Here is a 20,688-nt window from a genome sequence, read left to right on the forward strand (position 1 = left end):
TATAAAAGGGTTCAATTTGTTGAATGAGACCTCATGCATGTGGCCAAAATCTACATCTCGACAGAGTTGTCTATGCTGCGGGGATATGCATCGTCCTGGATGTAAAAATAATAATGAATAAATTTAGTAAAAAAATTGTATTAAGTGTATGTTGTTCTACTGCATTGGTTTGGTCGGCGCAGCTTATTGCAGCGAATGGTTTTGTGGTCCAGGACATTAAAATTGTTGGTTTGCAACGAGTCAGTACTGGCACCGTATTGAACTATCTTCCTGTCCAGGTAGGCGAGGAAATTGGGCCTGCTTCTACGCCTCAGATTATTCGTGCTTTATATGATACTGGCTTTTTCCAATCGGTTGTGCTTGAGCGCCAAGGGAATACATTAATTGTTAGGATCGTAGAGCGCGCAACCATCGGTTCAATTAATGTAGTGGGTAATAAAGAAATCCCAAGTGATAAAATGAAAGAAATTCTAAAAGACTTGGGATTAGTAAAAGGCCACGTATTTCAAAGAGCATCACTTGAACGACTCGAGAAGGAATTGAAACAGGCTTACAATGCTCGCGGCAAATATAATGCACGTATTGAAACGCACATTACTTCTTTAACTGAAAATCGAGTGGCAATTAATGTCACCGTCTCTGAGGGTAGAGTATCAAGGATTAAAGAAATTAAAATCATCGGGAATCATGATTTTACGGAAGATCAATTGCTGTCGGAACTGGCTTTGTCGTCCAGTAGTCTTTTTACTTATTTCAGCAAAAAGGACCAATATTCAAAAGCCGCCATGGATGCTTCGCTGGAGTCTTTACGTTCGTTTTATTTGGATCGAGGTTATTTAAAATTTAAAATTATTTCATCTCAGGTCTTGTTATCGCCAGATAAAAAAGATGTATTTATCAATATCCATATCGAAGAAGGCCCTCAATATCATTTTTCTGGCTATCAAATTATGGGTAAAACCATTCTTCCCGAAAACAAAGTAAGATCCTTAATTCAGGTGGAAAAAGGGGATGTTTTTTCTCGAAAAAAAGTCACAGAAAGCATTTCGGCTATTGGTTTAGCGTTGGGGGATGTCGGGTTTGGTTTCCCCGCCATTAATGCGGAGCCAAGAATTAATGAACAGGATAAAACGGTATTTATTACTTTTGTTATCGATCCAGGACGACATGTCTATGTCCGTCGTATTAATTTTCATGGGAATACAAAGACGGGTGATTATGTTTTGCGTAATATCATTCGTCAGGATGAGGGCGCTTTGTTATCTTTGCATAATATCAAAGAATCAGAACGACAATTACGTCTTGTCAATTATCTGAAAAATATTAATGTCAAAACGACGCCAGTTCCTGATGCAAATAACCAAGTGGATTTGGATATATCGGTGGAGGAAGCTCCTTCTTCAGAGGCAAGTGCGTCGCTTGGTTATGGCACAACGGGGCCGCAATTTAATGCTTCCTTCAATCAATATAACTTTATGGGTACTGGCCGTACGGTGGGCTTGGCTTTTAATGCCAGTTACTGGGGTCAAGATTACTCATTTAATTATTACAATCCTTTTTATACTAATACAGGAGTTGGCCGAGGGGTTAATCTTTATTATCAAGTGGTTGATCCGAAAAAGCTTGATGTGGCCGCCTATTCTTCCGACCGTGTTGGCGGTGATGTAAGCTATAGTGTTTTGCTCAGTGAAAACAGTAGTGTGCAATTTGGTTATGGCTATCAGAGATTAAATATTAAATCCGTAGGTACGGTACAGCAGGTTCAAAATTTTGTTAATTTATACGGACGAGATTTTAATCAGATTCGTCTGAATGCTGGCTGGAATCGAAATACTTATGATCAAATGCCTTATCCCAATAAGGGCATTAATCAGCAAGCCAGTGTCTTGGTTGCGTTACCGGCCACATCGCAGTCGCTGAAATACTATAAGACGTCTTATCAAGCACGAATGTATTATCCTTTAGTCCGAGGGCTTATTTTTACAGTGCTCGGCAACGTTGGGTATGGAAATACGTTTAATAGTCAAGGATTGCCTTTTTATGAAAACTATTTTGCTGGTGGGATTGCCCAGCCCGGGCAAGTCCGTGGTTATGACAGTTATTCGTTAGGGCCACAGGATAATAGTGGTAATTCTTTAGGTGCAAACTTTCTTGTTAATGGCAGCGTAGGCCTTATTTTACCTTATCCATTAAGCAGAGATAATATACGAACAAGCCTATTTGTTGATGCTGGTAATGTGTTTGTACGCGGCACTCCTCTGGCGCTTGCTGGAACTGCTGCAGGGCCACTACGTTATTCCAGTGGTGTATCGGTAGAATGGCGTTCTCCGTTCGGTCCATTGGCATTTAGCGTTGCAAAACCATTAAATAAACAGCCAACGGATGTGGAACAAATTTTTCAATTTACTTTGTCTTCAAGTTTTTAAAACATGCAATTATCGCAACCTCAAATGAATTGTGCTAGCATTTATACCGTTGTAAATCATGGCTTGTTGAGGCATATCTTTGCTCATCAAAGATAAGGTTATCTATAATTTTTTTAATTCTAAAGTATCTTTCAATCGGGAGTAGAAAATGAAGCGATTAGTGGGTGTTATAATGGCATTAATGTTTACATTGGGGAGTGCTTCAGTGCTTGCCGATGGAACAAAAATAGGTGTGGTTGATTTACAAAAAATTATGCAAACATCGACGCAAATGAAAACCATCCAGGAAAAGCTTGAAAAAGAATTCAAGCCGCGTCGTGATAAATTAATTGCTATGGAAGAAGATTTAAAGAAAGACATGGAGAAATTCAAGCGTGACAGTGCTGTTATGAGCCAGGCAAAGCGTAAAGAATTGGAAAAGAAAATAGTTGGTACCCAGCAAAAATTTGAAAGAGAAGGTCAGCAATATCAACAAGAGTTGAGTACAGCGCATAATGAAGCCATGGAAGAGTTTTATAACAAGATTCGTGCTGCTATTGCCAAGGTCGCTGAAAATGATAAATATGACATTGTGTTGCAAAAAGATGCAGCACCCTTCAGCGCTGATAAGCTTGATGTAACCTCTAAGGTGATGAAAGAAATTAACTGATGTGATTTAAAGCACTCCTCCCATGACTTCTTGCTCTTTAAGCGAAACTGGTTTACTAGTCAGGTCAATATAAGCGGCCTGACTTTAAGCCGTTTCCTGGCGGAATTGTTTGGTTGTGACCGTTTAGCTCGACTGTTGGCTGGGTTTTTTGTCGATAACCTTCTTTAAGAGAGAAGCGATAGCTGTTCCAGAGCTGATTGAAACTCTATGAAATTAGCTCTTTAATCATCCCCTAAGAACTTAAGTGAGATCTGATTTATGAGCGGATTTGTAGATATAAATAAAATTCTCGATTTGTTGCCTCATCGTTATCCTTTTATTCTTGTTGATAAGGTTTTAGATTATAAGGAGTTTGATTATTTAGTGGCCATAAAAAATGTGACTATTAATGAACCTTTTTTCAATGGCCATTTTCCTGGAAAGCCAATTATGCCAGGGGTGCTCATGTTGGAATCACTGGCGCAGGCAAGTGCTATTTTATCAAATTTGTCACGTACTCCTTCAGAAGGGCATGAATTTTTGTATTTTTTCGCCGGAATTGATAAGGCACGATTTAAGCAAGTCGTTATTCCCGGAGATCAACTACGTCTTGAAGTGAAATTGGTAGGACAAAAACGCGATTTCTGGCGAATGCAAGGTGAAGCATTTGTGGGTGACAAACTGGCTTGTTCCGCAGAGTTAATGAGTGCAGCGAAGGAAGTGAAAAGTGATAAGTGAACATGCAATAATTCATCCTTCTGCTAAGCTGGCAAACGGTGTAGCAGTAGGGCCGGGCAGCATTATTGGGGAAGATGTTGAAATTGGTGAAGGAACGTGGGTGGGACCTCATGTGGTTATTCAAGGACCAACACGTATTGGTAGATATAATAAGATCTTCCAATTTGCTTCTGTGGGTGATGAGCCGCAGGACATTACTTATAAAGGCGAGCCAACCCGTCTTGAAATCGGCGATCATAATATTATTCGTGAGTTTTGTATGATTAGTCGAGGAACAGTAAAAGGAGGTGGCTTGACTCGTTTAGGAAATCATAATTTTCTAATGGCTTATACTCATATAGGGCATGATTGCATGGTTGGTGATCATGTTATTATGGTCAATTATTCTGCATTATCTGGACACGTCATTGTAAATGATTATGCGAATATTGGTGCTTATGCTGCTGTTCATCAATTTTGTCATGTCGGTGCTTATGCATTTATTGCTCGAGCAACTTATGTGACCAAGGATGTTTTACCTTACGTCATGATAGCCGGTCATTCAACTTCTGCTTGTGGCATCAATACAGTTGGTTTGCGTCGCCGGGGATTTTCATCAACAGCCATCGATTATTTGCGTAGAGCGTATAAAATTATTTTTCGTAAAGGATTAACCGTACAACAGGCTGTTGCTGAGTTGGAATTATTGCAACAGGATTGTCCTGAAGTATATCCAATGATTCATGCATTGAATCAATCCACTCGTGGAATCGTGAGATAATCATGCTGATGGCATCAATAGCTGTTGCCTGCGGTGGAGCGTTAGGGGCACTGTCTCGATTTGCCACGGTGAGTGCAATACAAATCCTATTCAGTCCGCGATTTCCAAGCGGTACCTTGGTTGTTAATTGTTTGGGCGCTTTTCTGATTGGCCTTGCCATGAGTTTTTTTATGGGACGCTTTGCTGGTGAGTCATGGCGATTATTTTTTGTCGTTGGTTTTCTTGGGGCATACACGACGTTTTCCAGCTTTGCCTGGGAGACATGGATACTTTACAGCAATGGTCAGTGGTTGAGTGCTATGTTAAATGTTTTAATGAATAATGTAGGCACTTTAGTGCTTGTTTTAGCAGGTGTTCAGTCTGGTCGTCTGATTGGGGGTGCATGATGCAGGTTAAAGTGACGCGCATTTATCTCAGTGAAGAATCGCCGTTATTAAAAGAATTGTTTGATTATCTACACCAGCAAAAAATTAAAGGCGCTACTATTTTTCGTGGTGTTAAAGGGTTTGGCATGAAAGGTAAAACGCGTGAAACCAGTTTTCTTGACTTGCATTTTGATTTGCCCATGATTCTGGAGTTTTTTGATGAGCCTGCACGGGTAGATGAAATTTTGAGTCATTTTGATGAAAAAATTGAAGCAGGTCGTGTTTTACAATGGTTAGCAGAGGTGAATTGATATGCTTGATCCTCATTTACTAAGGGAAAAATCCGATGAAGTCGCTGAGCGTTTAAGAACGCGCGGTTTCCACTTTGATGTGGGTGCGTTCATGGCACTGGAAGAGCGGCGCAAATCGTTGCAGGTTGCGACGCAAGCGTTGCAAAATGAACGTAATCAACGCTCAAAAGCCATTGGCCTTGCAAAAGCCCGTCATGAAGATATTACGCCTATGCGAGAACGAGTTAATCAAATTGGAGCAGAGCTGGAGAAAAAAAAGACGGAATTGTCTCGTGTATTACAAGAGCTGGAAAGCATCAGCTTAAGTCTGCCTAATTTACCTCATGAATCAGTACCTATTGGTTCTGATGAGCAAGATAACCAGGAAATACGTTGTTGGGGTAATCCGCCTGCATTTGATTTTCCAGTTAAATCACATGATGAATTAGGCGAGGCTTTAGGACAAATGGATTTTTCTTTGGCAGCCAAAATTACTGGCAGCCGATTTGTAGTACTGAAATCACATCTGGCAAGATTGCATCGGGCCTTAATTCAATTCATGCTTGATGTCCATACGCAGATACATGGCTATCAGGAAATTTATGTGCCTTATATTGTTAATTCCGACAGTCTTCGCGGCACTGGCCAATTGCCTAAATTTGAAGAAGATTTGTTTAAAGTGACAGGAGAGCATGGCTACTATCTAACTTCCACTGCTGAAATTCCCGTGACGAATACTGTTCGTGATACTATTTTACATGCAGAATCATTACCTGTGCGTTATGTGTGCCATTCCCCTTGTTTTCGCAGTGAAGCAGGTTCCTACGGTAAGGATACCAAAGGCATGATTCGCCAACATCAATTTGAAAAGGTGGAGCTGGTATGGATTACTACCGCAGAGCATTCCTATGAGGCATTGGAGCAACTGACGAACCATGCTGAAGTGATTTTACAACGTTTGCAATTGCCTTATAGGGTTATGACGCTTTGTACGGGGGATATGGGGGCAGGCGCTGCGAAAACGTATGATCTGGAGGTTTGGTTGCCCAGTCAAAAGACTTATCGCGAGATATCTTCTTGTAGCAATATGGAATCTTTTCAAGCACGGCGTATGCAAGCTCGTTATCGCCATCCAATAACAGGTGATACAGAACTCGTGCATACATTAAATGGTTCAGGTTTGGCTGTGGGCAGAACGTTGGTGGCTATTTTGGAAAATTACCAGGACAAACATGGGAATATCTCAATTCCGAGTGTTTTGCGTTCATACATGGGGGGGCTGGAAATCATTCAGGCTGGTTAAATGGCATTGAGTTTGACGAGAGTATGGTATAGCATGGCGCAGACTGGTTGTTTTTTGCTGAACAAATGATTGAACGTTAAAGGAGTATTGAATGCGTATTACTCGAAAACAAATATCTGCTTTGCTGATTGCTTTTGGAGCGACAGTCAATGCTCATGCTGATGCACTAGCGGATTATTCGGACCATTGTGCCAACGCAGGTGGAGTCGTCGAAGAAATGGTTGCCGAATTTTTGACGCCTGGTCGTTGGGTCCAGGGACAGTCAAAGTCTTTTTGTAATTTTTATCTTGACAATGCTTTTGTCTCCATTGGGTTAGAAACTTTTTCTTCAGACAAGCCAAGCATCGCAGCAACCTATAGTAAACGATTAAGAGAAGTGGGTGCTGATTCATCCTTATGGAAAGGTGAGAGTGCTAATCCGTCACATAATGTTTGTAAAAATTTGGGCGGCGCAACGATAGGATTTGTGACGGATGGTGGCTTTGCCAATCATTTAGGCCAGAGTGATATTTGTGTTTTTGGTGATGGTTCCATGGTGAGTGGCTGGTCACTGATTTATATGGCTAATCATCGCGAAGGTTATGATGAGATTAAAAATCAAGTAAAAGCTGAGCCGTTGAATATTCGTATCCCGGATTAATCCATGAGCTCACCCTGTATAATAAGGGTGAGCGGCTGATTGATTGTAACTGCTCAAATCCAACCGTTCACCAAGATTTTGACATACTCCCTTGAGCCATTACGATTGATTTTTATAGTTGCATCAAGATTCACTGTCTAACTGATTGCCATATTGTACATCCTTAAGGACAATGCTTTCAAAGTTATTGTTTTCAGAATTCACAATCAAATAACCGTTCCCTAATTTATAGACAAAGACGCAACCTTGTTTGCCGTCATTCCAGTGCTGCCAAGTTATACAGAACGTACCATCATTTTTCGCTGTCCATGTTCCTTGATCCGTTTGTGGTTCTTCATCTTTGGGTGGATTGGCGTATTTGCCTTGGGATTTGCCATCTTTATCGAGGTAAACTGAGATCGCGTTGCTAACTAATTGGTCATCTAGTGTCGTCAATGGGACCGTCGTGACTGTATTTCCTTGAAATGTCTTGATTAATTGATCTTTGTTTAAACTTTGCAAAGACATAGCAAAGCTGGAATAACTAATAAGCGGTAAGAGTGCGGCGGATAAAACGATGGATTTTTTCATAATGTCTTGCTCCTGGTATTATATGTTCTTGTTTGTTCTAACTTTACAAAAATTATAATAACAAGATTCCTGGCAAATCAGCTAATAGACACGATATTTAATGTTAATAAGGCATTCAGCAAGGATAATAATGGCAATCCAATGATGGTGCTTTCATCGCCATTGTCTATTTCTTTGAATAGCCATTTCCCTAATCCTTCGTAGTGGTAAGAACCGCAACTGTGATAGGGTTTCTCAATTCGTAGATAATTCTCAATGGTCGTTGGTTTCAATGGATGCATCGTCAAGGTTGTGCAGACTAGATGCTGCCATAGGATTTGTGTATTTTGGGCGAGACAGACAGCAGTCAACAGTTGGTGGCTTTTATCACTTAAACATTCTAACTGTTGTCTCGCTTTTTCATGAGTGATGGGCTTGTCAAAACATTGATTGCCTAAGACGCACAGTTGATCAGCAGCAATGATTGTTTCACTTGGCAGTTTTTGACTAACATCCATGGCTTTACTTTTAGCAAGAATCATAGCCAGGTTGGAAAAAGAATGGCCTTTATAATCTTTCTTGATATCGCTTTCATCAATTTTGGCCGGCTTTATGGAGAATTTTAAGCCAGCGGCATGCAAAAGCTTCTGACGATTCCTTGATGCGGAAGCAAGAACTAAAGAACCTTGATGAAGAAAATTAGACATAGGCAGCCACCGACGCCATAATTAAAAAACCAATGATGACAAAACTGAAATGACGTAGATTACAGCAGCGCTCAACCATGACACAACGTTCCAGTCCGTGTAAGGTTCCGAGATAAAGAAACGTTCCGGCGGAGGTGGCGATTAATATTGGGTCAAAGAGAGAGTTGGTTTCCACGCCGTGATCAAAGTACCAACCAACGAATATGCCCAATGGCGTCATCAATGCAAATAAAAGAAAAAATATTAGACTTGTTTTAGGACTTAAAGAGCTTTTGTTCAGTTGTACAGCCATAGCAAAACTTTCCGCCCATTTATGAGTAATAATGGCCAAAAAAAGCATGATGACTACAGCATAGTCATGGCTGAAGCCAAGTGCTGCTGCCAGCACAAAGGAATGAAACGACAGCATCAACCAGGCAAGCAAGGCAAACGCCGGATGATTTGCATCGTGATGGTGATACAATTCTTTACCCAAATGCTCAAACCATAAAAATATCAGGAAAACAATCCCAGTAATAATATAGGCAAATGGATATTCATAGCCCATTTTGGCAAATATGGCATTGGATTCAGGCAACATGTGTAATAATGCCGCGCCTAAAAAAACACCAGTCGCCAGAGTTTCTCCTAAAGGGAAATCAAAATGCTCATCTTGACGAATGCGTTTTTTAAAAGGGTACCATCCAGCCAATACAATAACGACGAATATGCTTAAAGCAAAAAAAAGTTTTAATGAGGCTGTGGCCATAATTTGAAATCTCCTGAGATAAGATTCCTACTCATCGCCAAAAATCCCTCCTAACCTCCTTTTAGCCAAAGGGAGGAACTTAAGGGCAAATTAAAAAATCAATATGGATCATTTTTAACATGGGCGCGCGCAGTATATTTTCACACCCAGTAATTAGCAAGTGATTTTTGGGCGGATTTTCTCATAAAAAAGACGAACATGATGAATGTAAGATTGTTTGGCCAAGTCATGATTGATGCGCTTACCTAGTGCTGACCATTGATCAAACGTTTCACTACCTATCAAGTCTATGGTTATCTTACCCTCTAAATAATGTAATACCCAGGATTGAATGCCAGGAAAGTCCTTGCGCCATGCATGTAAAAATTCGCGTTCCACGACACGGCGGCTAGGTAAGTGCAATGAAGGGCAGATCATTTCATCATCCTCTGGATCCACATGCACGGTGACGTCTTTGATTTCTTCCATATGATCGACCAACTGATGATGCACGTGCTGGGCAATGAAGTGACCTTCGGATACGGAAATAAAAGGGGAAACTAGAATATGAACATCAACAAATACGTCTTTTCCCATAGAACGGCTACGTAATTGATGAATTTTTTGCACGCCGTCAATATGCTGAATGATATGTTCTATCTCGGCCAATGTTTGCGAATCGACTGCGGTATCCACTAATTCTTTAATGCTATTCCAGCCGTAGTTCCATCCCATTTTAACAATCATGAGGCCGACGATGATAGCCGCAATAGCGTCTAAATAGGTAAATCCGACAAAGCTCCCAATTAAACCGACTAGAACAACGACAGAAGAAGCCGCATCCGAGCGGTGATGCCAGGCGTTTGCAATAATGAGTTCAGACCGGATTTGTTTGCCGATATGATGCGTATACTGAAACAAGCCTTCATTGGCCAGAATGGACAACAAAGCGATGGGCAGTGCCAAAAATCGGGGATGACTATGCTCATGCTGCAGAATATCATTCAATGAATCCCAGGCAATTCCAATACCGGCTAAGATGAGTAGCAAAGCTAAAAGAAAGATAGCGGCTGTTTCTATTCGCTGATGACCATAAGGATGAGTTGCATCGGCATCTTGGCTGCCATACTTGGAAGCAAAAATAACCATCATATCCGTCAAAAGATCAGAAAATGAATGAATTCCATCGGCAACCAGTGCATGAGAATGATAAACAATACCACCAATGAGTTTAATGACACCTAATAAGCTATTGATGATGGCGCCCATCAAGGTGATTTTTTTTGCTTTCTGATAGCGCTCGTATTGTTTCATACCTAGCCTTGTAAAAAAAGTTCAAAATGTCCCAGCCATCGCTCGGCAATCGTATGAGCAATGTCTGGTTTTTTAGTAGTTAATTGGTTGGCGGCATCAGCTACCGACGACAGAATCGTATTGTCGCGTTGCAGGTTGGCAATTTTAAATGGATGATAGCCTGTTTGCCGAGTTCCAAGGACTTCACCAGCACCGCGCAACTGCAAGTCTTTTTCAGCAATTAGAAAACCATCACACGTTGCTCGCATGATGCATAAACGCTCTTTGCCTATCGTGGATAATGGGGTTTGATACAGCAATAGACAATAGGCCTGATTCCTGCCTCGTCCAACTCGTCCGCGCAATTGATGTAATTGTGATAAACCCAAGCGTTCGGCATTTTCAATGATCATCAGGCTGGCATTGGCCACATCTACACCCACTTCAATAACCGTTGTAGCAACCAATAAATCAAGCTTTCCGTATTTAAAGGCGGCCATGACTTCTTCTTTTTCATCCGTTTTCATGCGTCCGTGAACCAATCCAATGCGGATATTTGGCAATTGTTCACGAAGATTTTGTGCAGTTGCCATGGCTGCCATACATTGTAATTTTTCCGAATCTTCAATCAGAGTACAAACCCAATAAGCCTGACGGCCGTCAGCAATCGCTTTTTGTAAACGGGAGATAATAAGTTGCCGTTTTTCTTGATGAAGAAGAGTGGTGATGACTGGTGTTCTTCCGGGAGGTAACTCATCAAGCGTCGATAAATCAAGATGCGCAAATTGAGTCATGGCAAGAGTACGTGGAATTGGAGTGGCGGTCATTAACAATTGATGTGGCGTTTTAGACGCACTCTGACCTTTTTGTTGTAAAGATAATCGTTGTTCGACGCCAAATCGATGCTGCTCATCAATGATGACGAGGCCTAGACGGGAAAATTGCACGCCATCTTGAAACAGTGCATGGGTACCAATAATGATCTGGCATTGATGTTGCGCCAGCGCGGCTAACGTTTCTTTTCGTTCTTTTTCTTTCATTTTACCGCTTAACCGACGAACAGAGATGGCCAGCGATGAGAACCAAGGCAACAGGGTTTGGGCATGCTGTTCGCTCAATATCTCGGTGGGAGCCATGAACGCCACTTGATAGCCATTAGCAATAGTCTGGATGGCTGCAAGGGCAGCGATCACGGTTTTTCCCGAACCTACATCGCCTTGTACTAAACGTAACATGGGTACGAATTTTGATAAATCCTGCTCAATCTCTTTGCTGACTCGTTGTTGGGCGGCGGTTAAGGTAAAGGGTAGACTGTCTAACAAGGATGTTTTAAAGGAATGATTCGGTTTTAGCGGCGGGGCCTTAAGTCTAGCTCGTTGCTGTTTTGCAAATTGCATGCTGAGGCGTCGTGCCAATAACTCATCAAAGGCTAGACGTTGCAACGCTGGGTGTTTGCCTGCTTCAAACAACTGGACACAGGTATCAGGAGGAGGATTGTGCAAACAGGCAAGCGCTTGTGGCAAGGATTGGAATTGATAGTGCTGTAATTGTTCGTCATTCATCCATTCCAGCGTGTTTATTTCATTTTGGCATAGAGTCAATGCTTGCTTGACCATTTGGCGTAAGCGATGTTGGCTTAATCCTTGAGTGGTTGAGTAGATAGGAGTCAATGTTTCTTCAACGGTGTATTCATTGTCTTCTTCAAGAAGTTGATATTCGGGATGGATCATTTCGTAATGGCTGGCAAATTCCCTTATTTCACCAAAGGCACGAATCTTTGTCCCCGAATTCAGACGTTGGATTTGTTGTTTATTAAAATGAAAAAAGCGTAATTTTAATAGGCCGGTTTTGTCGTCTACATAACAAGACAACATGGGTCGTTTACCGTATTTAATTTCTGTCTTGCTGATTCTGCCGGCAATGACGCACCAGTCATTGATACGCAGATCTTGGATGGGCGTAATGCGGGTACGATCTTGGTAACGGTAAGGCAAGTGAAATAATAAATCCCGGACGGTATAAATACCGCATTTCGCCAGCTTTTTGACCAGGGTTGGGCCAACTCCTGGCAAAATTTCACAGGATTTTGTTAACACAGCATGATTCATCATAAAAAAATTAATAATGGAATTATACAAATATCTCATTTTTTGCAAAACGATTTAGTTTATTTAAACAATTCAGTTTGGCATGGTAAATCATTTCATTGTGTTGGGGGTGTAGAACGGATGTTAATGAATCGATCCATGAAATGTCGTTAATGGCATGTTTTGTTGATTTTCAAGCTTTAAAAGGGTGCTGTTAATAAAGGAAGTGATTCAATGTCATGTTTATATAGATGGTGTTTTTAGCTTGGAGGTTAAAAAGTGTTTTTGTTTAAAATATGTTACAATTGTTTATTTTTATAAAAATAAGGCGTTGTTATGGCCCGTTTCAATCGATATGAGAATATAGCTGCTGAAGTACGAGAAGCACATAATCATTCAGGGCTGCGGTGGGAAAGCAATACTCGTGATGGAGTACAATTAGTAACTGAATTAATGACTTATGATGAAGTGGTCAAGGCGTTTGAGGAACTGACACGAACGACACCTGAAGATCATCATGGTTGTTTTTTTATTGTTGAATCAAGAAGCGAAAGAAATAAATATAGAATTGCCGTTAATTTGCCTGATCTTGCTCAAAAGAAACAATTGCAATTGAATTCAGTTGTACATCTTTTGAACTCTATAATGGTACCGGATTTAAAGTATGGGAGGTGGGGAATAGATGCAGAAAATAATCGCGTTTATTATCAAGAGACAGCTGAACTGTATCGAAGATACATCCCCGGGCAGAGCAACTCCTCCGCTCCATTCATGACGGATTTTAGTCGAGCGCGTACGGCAGGATTACCTGAAGAGCTTATTCAACAAATGCAAACTACTATCGAAATAAGACACCATAAACATGGTAGTTATGCTTATTTTAAGGATAGCAGTATTTGTGATCGACTTTTTAAATTTACGGAAAGTGACCAAGCATTCACTCGTGCAGCTGCAGCTACTGCTTTTCAGAGTGCGACTCCGCCACTTCCTTATGATATAGGTGAATATATTGGAAGTTTTTTAGACCTAAGAACAGGAGGCCGACTTGCGCGTGTTACAAAGGCTGCAAATCAAGAGGCGAAAAAAGAGCGAGAAAAAGTACTGGATGAATTGAATGAAGCAAGCAGACTTAAGCCTTGTTAATTTGGCAAACAATCGATTTTTCCCCCATTCGCATATAAATATTTGGTAAAAATTATCGACAAGACAAACTATTTCCTCTACATTCATTCTTGATTTCCGGGCTATGCTCGTACAACGAGTTTGATTATGGCGAAGCCACTTTTTGCCTGATTTTTAAACAGAATTCGCATTTTAAATAAATATTTGAAATGTTTAAAACAATAACTCCAAAAACAGATGGTGTCTCTAGGATTTTATTGGGTTTTGAGAATATGTCGGGAACGATTGGTTAGGAGTGCATGGAATGAATCGCACGATTACCTTTGCTGCAGGGTTGATTCTGGTCTGGATAGCGGGTTATTTGCTGATTGTTGGTAGAGGATTGTTAATTCCTTTAGTCATCGCTGTTTTCATTTGGAACCTATTGAATACCATTCATGGCGCTATTAAGCGTGCACCGCTAGTGGGGGCACGTCTTCCCTATGGTTTGAGCATGAGTTTGTCGTTGGTGGTTGTTGCTATTTTTGTCAAAATAGTGATTGATATTATTTCTAATAATGTTAATGATGTAATCTCAGCGTCTTCTCGCTATCAAGAGAATCTTATGCACATTTTAAATGCGTTGGATACTCGCTACCAAATTAAGACTCTGGCAAGTTTTGACAGTTTTTTTAAAGAATTAAGCGTCCAGCATATTCTGATAAATATTTATGGCGTATTTACTACATTAACAGGTTCTGCTGTATTGATTGCTTTATACATTATCTTTTTATTTGTTGAACAACACTTTTTTAAACAAAAAATAAATGCATTGTTCCCACAACCTGGGCATCGTCAGTTGGTGGACAGCATCATTTCTCATATTGTTAAGGATATTCAGACTTATTTGGGTTTAAAGACCTTGATGAGTCTAATTACAGCGATAGCCAGTTGGTTTATTATGAAAATGGTTGGACTGGATTTTGCTGAATTTTGGGCGTTGTTGATTTTCTTTCTTAACTACATTCCAAATATTGGTGCCATTGTTGCAACAGCTTTTCCTGCATTACTTGCCTTGATACAATTTCAAACTTGGCTCCCGTTTATCATTGTGACCTCAGGAATTGTGGTGATTCAGTTTGTCATTGGCAATTTGGTGGAACCGCGTTTTCTTAGTAAATCTCTGAATTTGAGTCCCTTGATCATATTATTCGCATTAGGGTTATGGGGTTCTATCTGGGGAGTGCTAGGGATGTTTCTTTCGGTACCGATGACTGTGATGATGATGATTTTTTTTGCTCATTTTGATGCGACTCGTCCTATTGCCATTTTATTATCGCAAGATGGTTATGTTAAAAACAGTTATACGGTCCAGAGATAAAGACCATTGACGGTCGAAAGGTTTCCGGCTGTACTGGTTCAGTGACTGAATTAAGCTCGTATTTTGTTCTTTTATCTCATATGATTCTTTGCAACTGATGTAAAAAAGAGCATAATAACTGCTTTTTAATAACGAAAAATGTGATGAAAATTACGGTTGAGGAATTACTAAGACAGGCATTGGATGAGGTCAGACAATCTGGCATGATCCCACCGGATTGTGTTGTTCAAATAAAGGTTGAACGCACTAAAGATAAGGACCATGGGGATTTTGCAACCAATTTGGCACTTATCTTAGCCAAACCATGCCGCCAATCTCCTCGCCAACTTGCTGAATTATTAGTGCAAGCCATTCCTCAACATCCATTGCTTGCGCGGGTAGACATTGCAGGTCCTGGTTTTATTAATTTTTACATGCAGGCCAGTGAACGTGCGCAAATTATATCCACTGTTTTATCTCAAGGCGTTGAATTTGGCCGCAGTCAATTAGGGCAAGGGCAAAAGGTTTTACTGGAATATGTTTCTGCTAATCCAACGGGGCCTTTGCACGTTGGCCATGGCCGCAGTGCTGCCTTTGGCGCGACTTTGGCAAATTTACTGATGGCTGCGGGCTATGAAGTCAGCCGAGAATATTATGTGAATGATGCTGGTCGGCAAATGAATATATTAGCGATCAGTGTTTGGTTGCGATATCTTGCCTTGGCTGGGGAACCTGTGGTTTTTCCGGCAAATGGTTATCGCGGTGATTATGTGCATGATATTGCAAAAAAAATGATTGCTGTGCATGAGCGTGATTACGTACATAGTTGGTTTGCGGTCAGTGAGGGTTTGCCTCCAGACGAAGCACAAGGCGGTGATAAGGAGCATTATATTGATGCCCTGATCAACACGGCCTATCGATTTCTCGGAAACTCTGGATTTGCTTTATTTCATAAGCAAGCATTAGATTCTGTATTGGCTGATATTAAAGAAGATTTGGCAGAATTCGGCGTGGAATACGACCGTTGGTTTTCAGAACAATCTTTACTGGATGAAGGCGCCATCGATAAAGGGATTCAGGCATTAAAAGAAGCGGGTCATACCTATGAAAAGGCAGGCGCTCTATGGTTTCGTGCTATGGATCTTGGTGATGAAAAGGACCGCGTATTGATTCGTGCTAATGGACAAACAACCTATTTTGCTTCTGATGTAGCGTATCATTGGAATAAGTATGACCGAGGTTTTACGCATGTCATTGATATTTTTGGTGCTGATCATCACGGGTATGTGACGAGGGTGAAAGCTGCTGTTCGTGCATTAGGTCATGATGATAGTGCCTTGGATGTTTTGTTGGTTCAATTTGCTATTTTGTATCGTGGTGAAACCAGAGTCCAAATGTCCACCCGCAGTGGCTCATTTGTGACATTGCGAGAATTACGTGAAGAGGTGGGCAAAGATGCGGCGCGTTTCTTTTATGTCATGCGCAAGCCAGAGCAGCATATGGATTTTGATCTTGACTTGGCCAAATCACAATCCAGCGATAATCCTGTCTATTATATTCAGTATGCTCATGCGCGAATCAGCAGTGTGTTAAGGCAATTACATGAACGTGGCTTAAGTTGGGATGAAGGAAAAGGATTGGCTCACACTCATTTACTAACCCAACTGCAAGAAGAAGCTCTGATCTCTTTAATCAGTCGTTATCCGGAAGTAATCGATTCATCTGCCAGAGCGTGTGAACCACATCAGTTGGCCTATTATTTACGGGAATTAGCCAATGGACTGCATAGTTATTACAATGCAGTGCCGCTCTTATGTGAGCCGGAGGCTTTGCGCTGTGCGCGATTATGTCTTTTGATGGCTGTCCGTCAAGTGTTACGTAATGGCATGCAAATTTTGGGTGTTTCTGCCCCGGAAAGTATGTAATGGCTAAAGAGTATAGAAAAAAAGGCAAAACGGATTCAAATGGATGGTTAAGGCAGATGATGCTGGTGTTTATGTCTTTTTTTTGTGGCTATTTAAGTGCCTCATTATTTAATTTTACTCAGGTAAGTGAATGGTTAAACAATAGTTTTTTTAAACAAAAAGAGCAAAAGATACACCAAAAAGACCGGCAACAAGTACAGTTGCCCAAACCAAAACTTGAATTTTATACTTTATTGGCCAAAGAGCAAACCGCTGTGCCAGCCGTAGTAAATTCAACAAAAGAAACCCCAACAAAACAGGCGTCTGCCAGTACGGTCAAGGCGATTGAATCTACCTCTGAACTGCAAAAACATAGCCTCACTACCCATTCCGTTGATAAAATAGTGGCTGCTGTTAGCAATAAAGAAACTTATTTAGTACAAGTGGCATCCTTCAGAAATAAAGAAGATGCGGAGCGTATGAAAGCCACGCTGATTTTGAAAGGATTTAATGTAAATGTCGCAGCCGTTACCAATCAGCAAGTGCATTGGTACCGAGTAATTATTGGTCCTTTTCCTTCACGAATACAGGCTGAAAAAGCTCAAACTGAGGTTGCACGCAGTGAACGCATCATGGGGATGATTCGAAAAATGGATGCCTAGAGCAATGATATGGACTCATTCTCTCTTTTAAAACTGTCTCTTGACCCCATCTCTCCTACGCCCTGCGGCTTGTCCGTGGGGCGTAGGAGAGTAGAGCTGGACTAGGATTTTCAGAGATGTGTAGAAGATTCAGCTTTAACAGGGGGGTGTTAAGTCGATTGACACACAACACTTTGCAAAAAGATGCACCAATAAAAACGAAGAGGTTTGTATGACGACCACCACCTATTGTTTTTCTCTTCCCGGTATTCGCTGTGTCAATTGTGTACGGCCCATAGAAGAAGTCTTGCGTACCTGTAAAACGGTAAGGATTGAAGAATTTTCAGTGGAAGTGATCGAAAAGAAATTAACGGTCAGAATAACGGATGATGGGCGTTCACCTGCAACTATACGACAATTAATACGCGAGGCATTAGATGACGTTGGAGTGGAGGCGGTTGATATTGAATCTGCGTTGGAAGAAACGCATTCATCATTACCAGATGCGCTGGATAGAGTGGATGTAGAACCAGTTGAGAGAGAGGTACATACTCCTGACAGTCCCGTGCAAGCAGCTGAGCGCCAAAGAAAGAAAAGCGCATTTTTTAAAAAAATCTTAAATTCCCATTGGTTTCTTGGTTTTCTCGGTACAGGTGGCGGGGTTGCTTTACTGATTTTATCTCTAACAGGGATTACTTTTTCCTTACCGGTGATGATTGCTTTAGGCGCTGGAAGTATTGTGCTGTCTTTGATTTTAGGCGCGGAATCGTATTATGAAGCCATAAAAAAGCTCACTAAAACAAAGGCATTGACGATGGATACGTTATTTGCCATTAGCACATTTACCGTCATGCTGGTTTCCGTTGCTGCTTTTTTCTTTCCCTGGTTACCGATGATGTTTGAAGCCAGTCTGTTAATTTTTGGTTTTCGTCATATTGGAATCGCCATTGAAGAATCCATCAAACAAACCATTGATCTGGGCAAACATTTTAAAGATCGGGTTCCTAACGTGGTGCGTCAATTGACCCATGGCACCATGGAACAAAAATTATTGCGTGCGCTAAAACCTGGTGATGTTATTTTGATTAATCCAGGTGAGATTATTCCTATTGATGGTGTTTGTGACGTGGAGGAAAGCCATATTTTTGACACCATTGTCACAGGCTCTACCTTACCGCGGCAAATTAAGCGCGGAGAATCATTGCTCGCCGGAATGGTTCTGGCCAAAGGAGCGCCCCCTCTCCATTTAAGGGTGAGTGCATTGGCTAAAGATTCTTATCTGGCTCAACTGGATAACCACATTGCACGCACCAATTTTGAGAAAGCACCACTGGAAACAGCAACGAATAAAATTTTACAGTATTTTATTCCCACCGTTATTTTATTTGCATTAGGCGCAGCAATGGTCATCAGCTTTTTCTTTCCACCGGCGCTGGCAATCAAATGCGCAGTGGCAGTGCTTGTGTCTGCCTGTCCTTGTACGCTGGGATTTATAACGCCTTTGGCGGTAAAAATTGGTATGAATAAAGCAGCAGAGCATGGAGTGCAATTTAAGAGTGCAAAAACCCTGCAAGAAGCGGAGCAGATAGATGGGGTTGTGTTTGATTTAAATGGCACATTAACCACAGGAGTTCCTTCTGTAAGCCATTATGAAGTCGTGGCTGACGGTGGTTTGACGGCGAATGATTTAATGGCCTATGCCGCGGTCCTTGAGCGACATTCACAACATCCTGTGGCGAAAGCGGTTTGTAAGTTTGCTAAAGAACAAAAGATTGGTTTAGGTGCTGAGGTTCATGTAAGTGAGGTGGATCAATCAAGTCATTCTGGTTTAACGGCAAAGATCGATGGTGAATTATACATCCTTGGTAATCAAGACATGATGATTGAACATGGTATTGTTACCCATGACTTGGCAATGACCAGAAAGCCGGTAGGTGGTGATAGTATGATTTATCTTGCCCGCGGCAATAAATTGGTGGGTTCTATCGTATTGTCTGATCCACTGCGCCATAATGCGCGTCATGCGGTAGATTCTCTTAAAGCACTAGGAAAGCAAGTCTATGTTTGCACGGGTGCAGATGCTACGACGGCGAAGCGCTACGCCAAGTTATTAGATATTCCCACGGCTAATATACGCGCTGCTTGTGCCGGTTCCTCTGGGGCCTTAATTAATGATAAAGAAGCCTATATTAAACAGCTAAAACGGCGAGGTCATCGTGTTGCTATGATTGGCGATGCGGCGAATGACGCTGTGGCAATTGCTGCGAGTGATTTTGGCATAGCTATTAAATCACGTCATGGTGATGAAGTGACTCAGCAACAGGCAGGAGCTGTCATTCAAAGCGGATCGTTGCTGCCCGTTGTCAGTGCATTTGCTGTCGCTCAGCAAACCGTTGGCAATATCAAACAAAATTTACTCATGAGTCTTGGTTATAATCTTGTTTCCATGATGGTGGCTGGTGGGTTACTTTTGGCGATTGGCATCTCTTTAAATCCTGCGGTGGGCGTGGCTTTAATGATTTTGCAAAGCAGTTTGCTGTTACTTAACGCCTATCGTTTTAAGCAACAACCCTTGAAACATCTGCAGACAAGCGAGTCAGACAGGATGGAACAAGCGCCACTAAGCAGCTATCGTCGCCTGCATGCCAGCATGCCGGCTCATGGTAAGCGAGTACAGCATGAGGATTCCCTTTTGGAAGAGGCTTGTCCTGTTGAAGAGAGAAGGCAACTAACCAAGATGACTCGGCCATGCGTTGAGCCACCGACGGCATCAATAAGTCAGCCCGGTTTTTGTTGAACGATGAGCCTAACGGTTAATCGTGATGCAAATATTTCCAGCGTTTTTAATGGCATCTGGTTTGCTGACACGCACACTTAACTGCTTGACATGAAATTCGTCTTTTATCAGTTGCGCTACTTTTTCTGCGACGGTTTCAATTAAATGAAAGCGATTGGATTCCACGAATGAGGTGACGCGCTGGCAAAGTTGCTCATAGTCAATCGTATTGGCCAGTTTATCATGACAGTTTGAAAAATCCGACGGAATATTAATGTCGATGAGCAAGCGCTGAAGAATGCGTTGTTCCCAATCGTGGACGCCAATATAGGTGGTCATACGCAGCGATGAAATATCAAGATGATCCATTTATCCATTCATCCTAAAAAAGAC

19 protein-coding genes are annotated in these 20,688 nt (G+C 41.5%); 13 read left to right on the plus strand and 6 right to left on the minus strand.

The window, feature by feature from the left end:
- Positions 1 to 113: 113 nt before the first annotated feature.
- The 8 genes from bamA (at position 114) to E1O52_RS06640 (ending at position 7,150) form a co-directional block, all read left to right on the plus strand.
- Entirely contained in the window at positions 114 to 2,426 is a 2,313-nt protein-coding gene (gene bamA / locus E1O52_RS06605) for an outer membrane protein assembly factor BamA (protein WP_133127922.1), read from the plus strand.
- A gap of 148 nt (positions 2,427 to 2,574) precedes the next feature.
- Complete coding sequence (locus E1O52_RS06610; protein ID WP_133127923.1) at positions 2,575 to 3,075, plus strand: OmpH/Skp family outer membrane protein; 501 nt, start codon at positions 2,575 to 2,577, stop codon at positions 3,073 to 3,075.
- Between the two features lie 258 nt (positions 3,076 to 3,333).
- Positions 3,334 to 3,792, plus strand: a complete 459-nt coding sequence (gene fabZ, locus E1O52_RS06615) for a 3-hydroxyacyl-ACP dehydratase FabZ (protein ID WP_133127924.1) — start codon at positions 3,334 to 3,336, stop codon at positions 3,790 to 3,792.
- The gene (lpxA, locus tag E1O52_RS06620) at positions 3,782 to 4,552 is read left to right on the plus strand and encodes an acyl-ACP--UDP-N-acetylglucosamine O-acyltransferase (protein ID WP_133127925.1); all 771 of its coding nucleotides are present in this window, start codon (positions 3,782 to 3,784) and stop codon (positions 4,550 to 4,552) included. Before fabZ ends, lpxA begins: the two co-directional genes overlap by 11 nt.
- Positions 4,553 to 4,554: 2 nt before the next feature.
- Positions 4,555 to 4,938, plus strand: coding sequence for a fluoride efflux transporter CrcB (gene crcB / locus E1O52_RS06625; protein WP_242602190.1), 384 nt, complete (start codon positions 4,555 to 4,557; stop codon positions 4,936 to 4,938).
- A complete protein-coding gene (locus E1O52_RS06630; protein ID WP_133127926.1) occupies positions 4,935 to 5,228 on the plus strand; it encodes a DUF190 domain-containing protein in 294 nt (97 codons plus the stop codon). Before crcB ends, E1O52_RS06630 begins: the two co-directional genes overlap by 4 nt.
- Position 5,229: 1 nt before the next feature.
- Positions 5,230 to 6,510 (plus strand): serine--tRNA ligase, encoded by a 1,281-nt coding sequence (gene serS / locus E1O52_RS06635; protein ID WP_133127927.1) that lies wholly within the window; start codon positions 5,230 to 5,232, stop codon positions 6,508 to 6,510.
- Between the two features lie 91 nt (positions 6,511 to 6,601).
- Entirely contained in the window at positions 6,602 to 7,150 is a 549-nt protein-coding gene (locus tag E1O52_RS06640) for a hypothetical protein (protein ID WP_133127928.1), read from the plus strand.
- A 123-nt stretch (positions 7,151 to 7,273) separates the two neighbouring features.
- Here E1O52_RS06640 and E1O52_RS06645 read toward each other — a convergent pair whose 3' ends face one another.
- The 5 genes from E1O52_RS06645 to recG all read right to left on the minus strand — a co-directional run bounded on the left by E1O52_RS06645 (position 7,274) and on the right by recG (position 12,522).
- Positions 7,274 to 7,720: a hypothetical protein gene (locus E1O52_RS06645; RefSeq protein WP_133127929.1), complete on the minus strand. Its 447-nt coding sequence runs from the start codon at positions 7,718 to 7,720 to the stop codon at positions 7,274 to 7,276.
- A gap of 77 nt (positions 7,721 to 7,797) precedes the next feature.
- Positions 7,798 to 8,406 (minus strand): Maf family protein, encoded by a 609-nt coding sequence (locus E1O52_RS06650; protein ID WP_133127930.1) that lies wholly within the window; start codon positions 8,404 to 8,406, stop codon positions 7,798 to 7,800.
- A complete protein-coding gene (locus E1O52_RS06655; protein ID WP_423202720.1) occupies positions 8,399 to 9,154 on the minus strand; it encodes a ZIP family metal transporter in 756 nt (251 codons plus the stop codon). The genes E1O52_RS06650 and E1O52_RS06655 overlap by 8 nt, the downstream gene beginning before the upstream one ends.
- A gap of 153 nt (positions 9,155 to 9,307) precedes the next feature.
- Entirely contained in the window at positions 9,308 to 10,447 is a 1,140-nt protein-coding gene (locus E1O52_RS06660) for a cation diffusion facilitator family transporter (protein ID WP_133127932.1), read from the minus strand.
- Between the two features lie 2 nt (positions 10,448 to 10,449).
- Positions 10,450 to 12,522: an ATP-dependent DNA helicase RecG gene (recG, locus tag E1O52_RS06665; RefSeq protein ID WP_133127933.1), complete on the minus strand. Its 2,073-nt coding sequence runs from the start codon at positions 12,520 to 12,522 to the stop codon at positions 10,450 to 10,452.
- A 327-nt stretch (positions 12,523 to 12,849) separates the two neighbouring features.
- Between recG and E1O52_RS06670 the strand changes: the two genes are divergently transcribed.
- The 5 genes from E1O52_RS06670 to E1O52_RS06690 all read left to right on the plus strand — a co-directional run bounded on the left by E1O52_RS06670 (position 12,850) and on the right by E1O52_RS06690 (position 20,316).
- Positions 12,850 to 13,656, plus strand: a complete 807-nt coding sequence (locus E1O52_RS06670; protein WP_133127934.1) for a hypothetical protein — start codon at positions 12,850 to 12,852, stop codon at positions 13,654 to 13,656.
- Positions 13,657 to 13,939: 283 nt separating this feature from the next.
- Positions 13,940 to 14,995: an AI-2E family transporter gene (locus E1O52_RS06675; RefSeq protein ID WP_133127935.1), complete on the plus strand. Its 1,056-nt coding sequence runs from the start codon at positions 13,940 to 13,942 to the stop codon at positions 14,993 to 14,995.
- A gap of 143 nt (positions 14,996 to 15,138) precedes the next feature.
- Positions 15,139 to 16,899 (plus strand): arginine--tRNA ligase, encoded by a 1,761-nt coding sequence (argS, locus tag E1O52_RS06680; RefSeq protein ID WP_133127936.1) that lies wholly within the window; start codon positions 15,139 to 15,141, stop codon positions 16,897 to 16,899.
- On the plus strand, positions 16,899 to 17,540 hold the full coding sequence (locus tag E1O52_RS06685; RefSeq protein WP_133127937.1) for an SPOR domain-containing protein: 642 nt from the start codon (positions 16,899 to 16,901) through the stop codon (positions 17,538 to 17,540). The genes argS and E1O52_RS06685 overlap by 1 nt, the downstream gene beginning before the upstream one ends.
- A 211-nt stretch (positions 17,541 to 17,751) precedes the next feature.
- A complete protein-coding gene (locus tag E1O52_RS06690; RefSeq protein WP_133127938.1) occupies positions 17,752 to 20,316 on the plus strand; it encodes a heavy metal translocating P-type ATPase in 2,565 nt (854 codons plus the stop codon).
- 9 nt (positions 20,317 to 20,325) lie between these two features.
- Here the strand turns inward: E1O52_RS06690 and folB are convergent, their stop codons facing one another.
- Positions 20,326 to 20,664 (minus strand): dihydroneopterin aldolase, encoded by a 339-nt coding sequence (folB, locus tag E1O52_RS06695; RefSeq protein ID WP_133127939.1) that lies wholly within the window; start codon positions 20,662 to 20,664, stop codon positions 20,326 to 20,328.
- Positions 20,665 to 20,688 lie beyond the last annotated feature (24 nt).

The organism is Legionella nagasakiensis, from assembly GCF_900639915.1.
In the GTDB taxonomy this organism is placed as follows: Bacteria; Pseudomonadota; Gammaproteobacteria; order Legionellales; family Legionellaceae; genus Legionella_A; species Legionella_A nagasakiensis.

Coding starts and splice junctions, on each gene's coding strand:
- bamA (WP_133127922.1), top strand. CDS start 114: ATGAATAAATTTAGTAAAAAAATTGTATTAAGTGTATGTTGTTCTACT.
- E1O52_RS06610 (WP_133127923.1), top strand. CDS start 2,575: ATGAAGCGATTAGTGGGTGTTATAATGGCATTAATGTTTACATTGGGG.
- fabZ (WP_133127924.1), top strand. CDS start 3,334: ATGAGCGGATTTGTAGATATAAATAAAATTCTCGATTTGTTGCCTCAT.
- crcB (WP_242602190.1), top strand. CDS start 4,555: ATGCTGATGGCATCAATAGCTGTTGCCTGCGGTGGAGCGTTAGGGGCA.
- E1O52_RS06630 (WP_133127926.1), top strand. CDS start 4,935: ATGATGCAGGTTAAAGTGACGCGCATTTATCTCAGTGAAGAATCGCCG.
- serS (WP_133127927.1), top strand. CDS start 5,230: ATGCTTGATCCTCATTTACTAAGGGAAAAATCCGATGAAGTCGCTGAG.
- E1O52_RS06640 (WP_133127928.1), top strand. CDS start 6,602: ATGCGTATTACTCGAAAACAAATATCTGCTTTGCTGATTGCTTTTGGA.
- E1O52_RS06645 (WP_133127929.1), bottom strand. CDS start 7,720: ATGAAAAAATCCATCGTTTTATCCGCCGCACTCTTACCGCTTATTAGT.
- E1O52_RS06650 (WP_133127930.1), bottom strand. CDS start 8,406: ATGTCTAATTTTCTTCATCAAGGTTCTTTAGTTCTTGCTTCCGCATCA.
- E1O52_RS06655 (WP_423202720.1), bottom strand. CDS start 9,154: ATGGCCACAGCCTCATTAAAACTTTTTTTTGCTTTAAGCATATTCGTC.
- E1O52_RS06660 (WP_133127932.1), bottom strand. CDS start 10,447: ATGAAACAATACGAGCGCTATCAGAAAGCAAAAAAAATCACCTTGATG.
- E1O52_RS06670 (WP_133127934.1), top strand. CDS start 12,850: ATGGCCCGTTTCAATCGATATGAGAATATAGCTGCTGAAGTACGAGAA.
- E1O52_RS06675 (WP_133127935.1), top strand. CDS start 13,940: ATGAATCGCACGATTACCTTTGCTGCAGGGTTGATTCTGGTCTGGATA.
- argS (WP_133127936.1), top strand. CDS start 15,139: ATGAAAATTACGGTTGAGGAATTACTAAGACAGGCATTGGATGAGGTC.
- E1O52_RS06685 (WP_133127937.1), top strand. CDS start 16,899: ATGGCTAAAGAGTATAGAAAAAAAGGCAAAACGGATTCAAATGGATGG.
- E1O52_RS06690 (WP_133127938.1), top strand. CDS start 17,752: ATGACGACCACCACCTATTGTTTTTCTCTTCCCGGTATTCGCTGTGTC.
- folB (WP_133127939.1), bottom strand. CDS start 20,664: ATGGATCATCTTGATATTTCATCGCTGCGTATGACCACCTATATTGGC.